The sequence below is a fragment of the Limnofasciculus baicalensis BBK-W-15 genome (assembly GCF_024178385.1).
Classification (GTDB): Bacteria; Cyanobacteriota; Cyanobacteriia; order Cyanobacteriales; family Coleofasciculaceae; genus Limnofasciculus; species Limnofasciculus baicalensis.
Genome location: NZ_JAMZMM010000401.1, coordinates 1 through 5,039, shown reverse-complemented (window position 1 = coordinate 5,039; position 5,039 = coordinate 1). Strand labels below are relative to the sequence as shown.

Sequence of the window (5,039 nt, the reverse complement as noted above, 5' to 3'; positions counted from 1 at the left end):
CCCTACTCCCCACTCTATGCTCCAACCCCTAGTCCTAATCTCCCAGATTAAGGGAAAATTGAGTAGAAGGGTGCTAAATTGATCGGTAGACGATGACTCAAGAAACCTTTGACAAACAAATCACACTTTCCCTCAAACGTGTAGAAGCCCTCTGGCTACAGGCGCACGAAATCCTGAATCTCTCAGTCGGGGCATCTCAACCCCCTGTGAAGTTACCCCAACAGCAGCAACAACTCTTAATGGAGAGTTTGGCTCAAATGTCTCATTCTCTCCAAGAGTTACAATTTGCTGCGGGAGAAATGCGCCAACAACATCAAAAGTTGGCTGACAGCCACATGGAAATGGAAACACAACGTCAGCGCTATCACGATTTGTTTAATTTTGCTCCCGATGGCTATCTGGTGACGAATCAGGAAGGGGAGATACTAGAAGCTAACTTCGCCGCAGCTAAGTTACTTAATTTTGCCTCAGAAGGTCTGATTGGTAAACCTGTGGTGGTTTTTGTTGCTACTGGGGAACGTCGAGACTTTTACTATAAACTGGGTAAACTGCAACGGGGTGAAGCTATCCATAATTGGCAAATCCAGATTCAACCCCGTGGGGGTTCGTCTTTTTTGGCATCTTTGGCTGTCACACCGATTCAAAATCCACAGAGTCAGGTGGTGGGATTGCGCTGGCGACTGCAAGATTTGACGGGTGCAGGGTACGGAGAGTCTAGCCAAGAGGAGGAGAAACACTTGTTTTCTTCCCTATTGAATCGTGCTGCCATTGGTATTGCAATTTTGGATAATGAAGGTGGCTTGATTGATAGGAATCAAACCCTACAAAATATGTTTGGTTGTGATATTCAAGAGTTACAGGTTGTTTTTCCCAAGTTGCTCAATTTGGATAAGTCTGGTGTAGAATGGTCAATGTTCCGTCAACTAATGACGGGGGAACGTCAATCTTACCAAGTAGAAAAGCACTTATTCAATCCAGAGAGAACTATAGAATGGGGGCGGCTAACTGTAACTATAGTACCGCCGACGGCTGGGGAATCGCAATATGCGGCTTGTCTTCTGGAAGATATTAGCGCTTCAAAAGAGCTGAAAGCTCAACAAGAAGAAGTAATTAAAAAGCAGATTGCAATTAAGCGCGAGCAAGATGCCCTCAAACAGTTAGCCGCAGCGCCAAAAGAAGAGACTCTGGCTGTGGCGGAGCCAACTCTTAATTTGGCAGCCGCAGTTGAGCAGTTAGGGATACTTTTCGATCAAATTCTATCAAGTTCGAGTGACTTTTTCTTGATTTGCGATCGCACTGGCAAATTTATTTATCTCAATCAGCCTCCTGCCAAGGCTTGGGGCTTTGCCCAAAGGGATTTAATCGGCAAAACCTGGCAAGCTCTCCAGTTATCTCCTCAGATAATCGAATCCTTGGAATTACAACGGGAAACGGTATTAACCATCGGACAATCCGTCACCGATGAAATCAGTTTGACTACATTAGATAGTGTCAGAGACTACGAGTATACCATGTCTCGCCTCAATGACATCAATGGAGAAGGTGGCGCAGTTGTCATTGCCTTGAAAGATGTGACTGAGCAAAAGCAAGCCGCAGCAGCAGCTAGTGAGGCGTTAGCTAAAGATATCCAATTGAGCGGATTAAAATCCCACCTTACTAATTTTGCCTCACTCCTAACTCAAGAAGTGCGGGATTCCCTCAATGCTATTTTCCATGACGCTAAACTTCTCGAAAATAACCATCATCAGGAAAATCCCACCAATTATCCACAACGAATCCAAGTCAATACCCAAAGGATTAATCATTCGATTAATGATGTCATCCTGTTAAAGAAAATAGAAGCCCAAGAATTAACCTTCAGCCCAGAATGGCTAGATTTAACTCAATTATGTCGGGAAGTAACTCGCGAATTCCAAGATAGTATAGGAGGCAGATACCAGATTAATTTTATCAGTCACACCCAATGTTCGGGTGTTTGGGATGAAAAACTGTTACGACGAACCTTGACAAATTTACTCTTTAGTGTTATCCAGTATTCTCCCAGAGGTAGCCAACTGCAATTAGAGCTGATGTTTCAAGACCAACAGGTAAAATTTCAGCTTCAAGATTCCGGTATTTCCATTCCCGAAACAGACCAAAAATTCCTGCTCAATGGATTCCACCGAAATGTTAACAGTAATACAATTGCGGGGCAGGGGTTAGGCTTATTAGTGCTTAAACATTGCGTCAACTTCCTGGGAGGCAAAATCGAATTAGAGGTAGGAGGGCAGACAACTGTAATCCTTACTCTACCGATGAAACAGCCAGTAGTAGGGAGTAAAAATTAGGCAGAAGGAGACATGATGAGGAGGGAGGTGGCAAAACCTCATTCTCCTCATCAAAAATTCCTGCTCCGCTCGGAGTCTGGCTCTAGCTCCTCCGAGTTTTTCCTTGTGAACTATTGCATAATTCAGGTTTCATGATACTATTGAAAACTATATTTAGGAATAGCAGCACTATGTCTCGAACTTTCTTAAAGTCCTTAACAGCAAGAGCGCTGTTGGGGCTACCTGCGCTCTTGTTAACCCCTAGTAGCTTATTAGCTCAGGCTTGCCAACCTAAGATATCCTTGAATATCGATAACTATGGTGATAGTAACTTAGTTCAATTGTACATTTCTCCATCAGGAAGCGATAGCAGAAGTAACGAAAAACTCCAGGGTAGAGTGGTAAAGCCGGGAGAAACAGTAGATATTGCTATTTATAACAAGCCTGGAGAATGCGTTTATGATATTAAATCCGTATTCGCCAATGGCGAAGAAAAAGTTGAGCGTCAGCTCAATCTCTGTGATGTTGATGGCGGTAGCTATTCCCTCTACGGAGCAGACGATCGCGTTTTTAAGGTGAGCAACCGTACTAATAATAATATGGTGGAGTTTTATTGGCGCAAATCAGGCCAAGAGAAGTGGGGTGAAGATCTCCTCGGTACAGCTAGCATTGGTGCCAGACAAACTGTGATTATTCCAGTAAATGATGGTAAATGTCTTTATGAATTCCGAGCTGTTTTTGCCAATGGACAGATAGTAGAGCAACAAAAAAATGTCTGTCAAAATAACAGCGGTGTGGTTAGTGATGTGATTTTCGGCGGGTAGTAGTTAGCAGATATTTTGAGAGGATAAAAAAAATGAACAGTTTGATATCTAATAGGATTGGGCTAAACGTACCAGCCAAAATGATTACCCGACGAGTAGTGCAAGGGATAGCTATCTCTTTATTAGGGATTGTCACTGCTGCTCCTGTAGCGGTATCGTTTACCCAACTCATCGGCGCAAGGATTGACGGGGTAAAACTTCAGCAATGGCATGAGGGAGAGCCGCTAGCAGGAGGCTGTCGGCGAGCGAAGGGTACGCGAGGTCCCTGTAGCGCACCTAGCCCTTGGGGTTAAAACTCATATCCCAGATCCCTGACTTCTTGGAGAAGTCGGGGATCTCTTTTCACTTAAGGAGTTGGTTGTGGTTTTGCTTCTCCTGATGAAGGTGTTTCTGATTTTGGCTGCTCTGATTTTGGCTCTTCCTGTTTTTGATTTCCTGGTTTTTGATACACTTCAAGTGGAACCCTGGAGGTATAGAGACTATAGTATATTTTAGTATCATCATAGGGATTTAATCCTGCGGCATATAATTCCCCATAACAAGCTTGCGCCTGTTTGGGAAGATCGGGATTTAAAGTTTGTCCCTTTTGATAGTTAACTTCTTGGCGTATTTTTGCCGCGATTTTAAGATAACACTGTCCTTTACCCTGTTCTTTAGTTTCCTTCGGTAATTCTTTCTCTAATTCAGCCGCCTGTGCAAAAGAGTTATCGGCATTATCAAGAGCCTCATTAGCCTCTTGAACTGGAGATTTTTTTAAATTAAACTTAGATAGATAAAGGATGCCATGATTAATCGCAATATCTCGGCGTAAAAGTTTTTCCTCATCTTTCACCAGCTTCTCGGCGGCGACTAAGAAAAAATCCGCTCTCCGCTCAACCTTCTCATCAATTTTTGCTGTCCAACCCACATCTTCCAACGACTGAAATACCAGGGATCTCCCCAAACCATTCAACGCTGCGGGATCGTTGAAAGATCTACCTCGATCGTAATAAGATACAGCATCCTTGAGTTGTCCCATATCTTCCGAAACTTTCCCCAAGCCAACATAAATTTTGGGATCGTCGGGGTTAAAACTCAGCGCCCTTTTGTACAAATCTAAAGCAGTAACAACCTCACCTTCACTACTGGCAATATTACCCTGTTTGTAATAATATTCCCCTATATTAGGCAAATTAGTATAGAGACCATAAGTAGCTGCTGCCATCAGGGCTGAAGTGCCAAAGATTGCTTCAGCATGGAAATGAGGCGGAATCCCGACACTAGTAAGGACATTCTCAACAGTTTCCTTACCATTTTCTGTCAGCGCCCCACCTGCTACTAAAAGCATCGCCACCCCCTGGCTAACGGTACTAAAAGTACCCAGAATATCAAACCCCTCACTGGAAAAAGCTTGAGCTGTACTAGTACCAAAAGTAGTCACCACAACCATAGAACCGACTGTCAAACCATACCATAGCCAATCAAAGCGATCGTTTTTATGGACTTCTGGTGGGGCAAAGGATTCGAGAAACCACCACCAAGCAGACTCCGGTGGGTTGATGCTCTGCCGATAGCTGGCTATGGGAAAATTTTTGACTATTGTCTCACCAAGCCCCTTCAATCGTTCATCCAAATCAATTAAGAGGGCGTACTGACTTGCGCCCAATTCTGCTCCGCTCTCTTTGAGGTTTTCCACTCCATCGCGGCTCAAGAGCATTTCGATAATCTTCCGCTTTGACAGTATCGATCCTGCTTTTTCAACAGTTGATAATGCAGTTTGATAATGAGCGATGGCTTCATCTATTGGGGACTTGGCTTCCTCGGCAGAGTCGTTCATGATTGGAACTTCTTGTACTGACTTTATGTAGGGTCTGACCCACCAACAGCAGTAATTGTACAATCTCATATCAATTAGGGCAATGGGGAATGG

The 5,039-nt window shown here is 43.8% G+C and carries 4 protein-coding genes; 3 read left to right on the top strand and 1 reads right to left on the bottom strand.

Annotated elements, in window-relative coordinates; all coding sequences use genetic code 11:
* The first annotated feature begins 92 nt into the window (after window positions 1–92).
* The 3 genes from NJ959_RS25330 (at window position 93) to NJ959_RS25320 (ending at window position 3,423) form a co-directional block, all read left to right on the top strand.
* Entirely contained in the window at window positions 93–2,327 is a 2,235-nt protein-coding gene (locus NJ959_RS25330; RefSeq protein WP_254014532.1) for a PAS domain S-box protein, read from the top strand.
* Window positions 2,328–2,497: 170 nt separating this feature from the next.
* A complete protein-coding gene (locus NJ959_RS25325) occupies window positions 2,498–3,130 on the top strand; it encodes a hypothetical protein (protein ID WP_254014531.1) in 633 nt (210 codons plus the stop codon).
* 32 nt (window positions 3,131–3,162) lie between these two features.
* Window positions 3,163–3,423 carry a hypothetical protein gene (locus NJ959_RS25320; protein WP_254014530.1) on the top strand — a complete coding sequence of 87 codons (261 nt, stop codon included), beginning with the start codon at window positions 3,163–3,165 and terminating at the stop codon, window positions 3,421–3,423.
* Between the two features lie 53 nt (window positions 3,424–3,476).
* Here NJ959_RS25320 and NJ959_RS25315 read toward each other — a convergent pair whose 3' ends face one another.
* Window positions 3,477–4,946 (bottom strand): tetratricopeptide repeat protein, encoded by a 1,470-nt coding sequence (locus NJ959_RS25315; protein ID WP_254014529.1) that lies wholly within the window; start codon window positions 4,944–4,946, stop codon window positions 3,477–3,479.
* Between the last annotated feature and the right edge of the window lie 93 nt (window positions 4,947–5,039).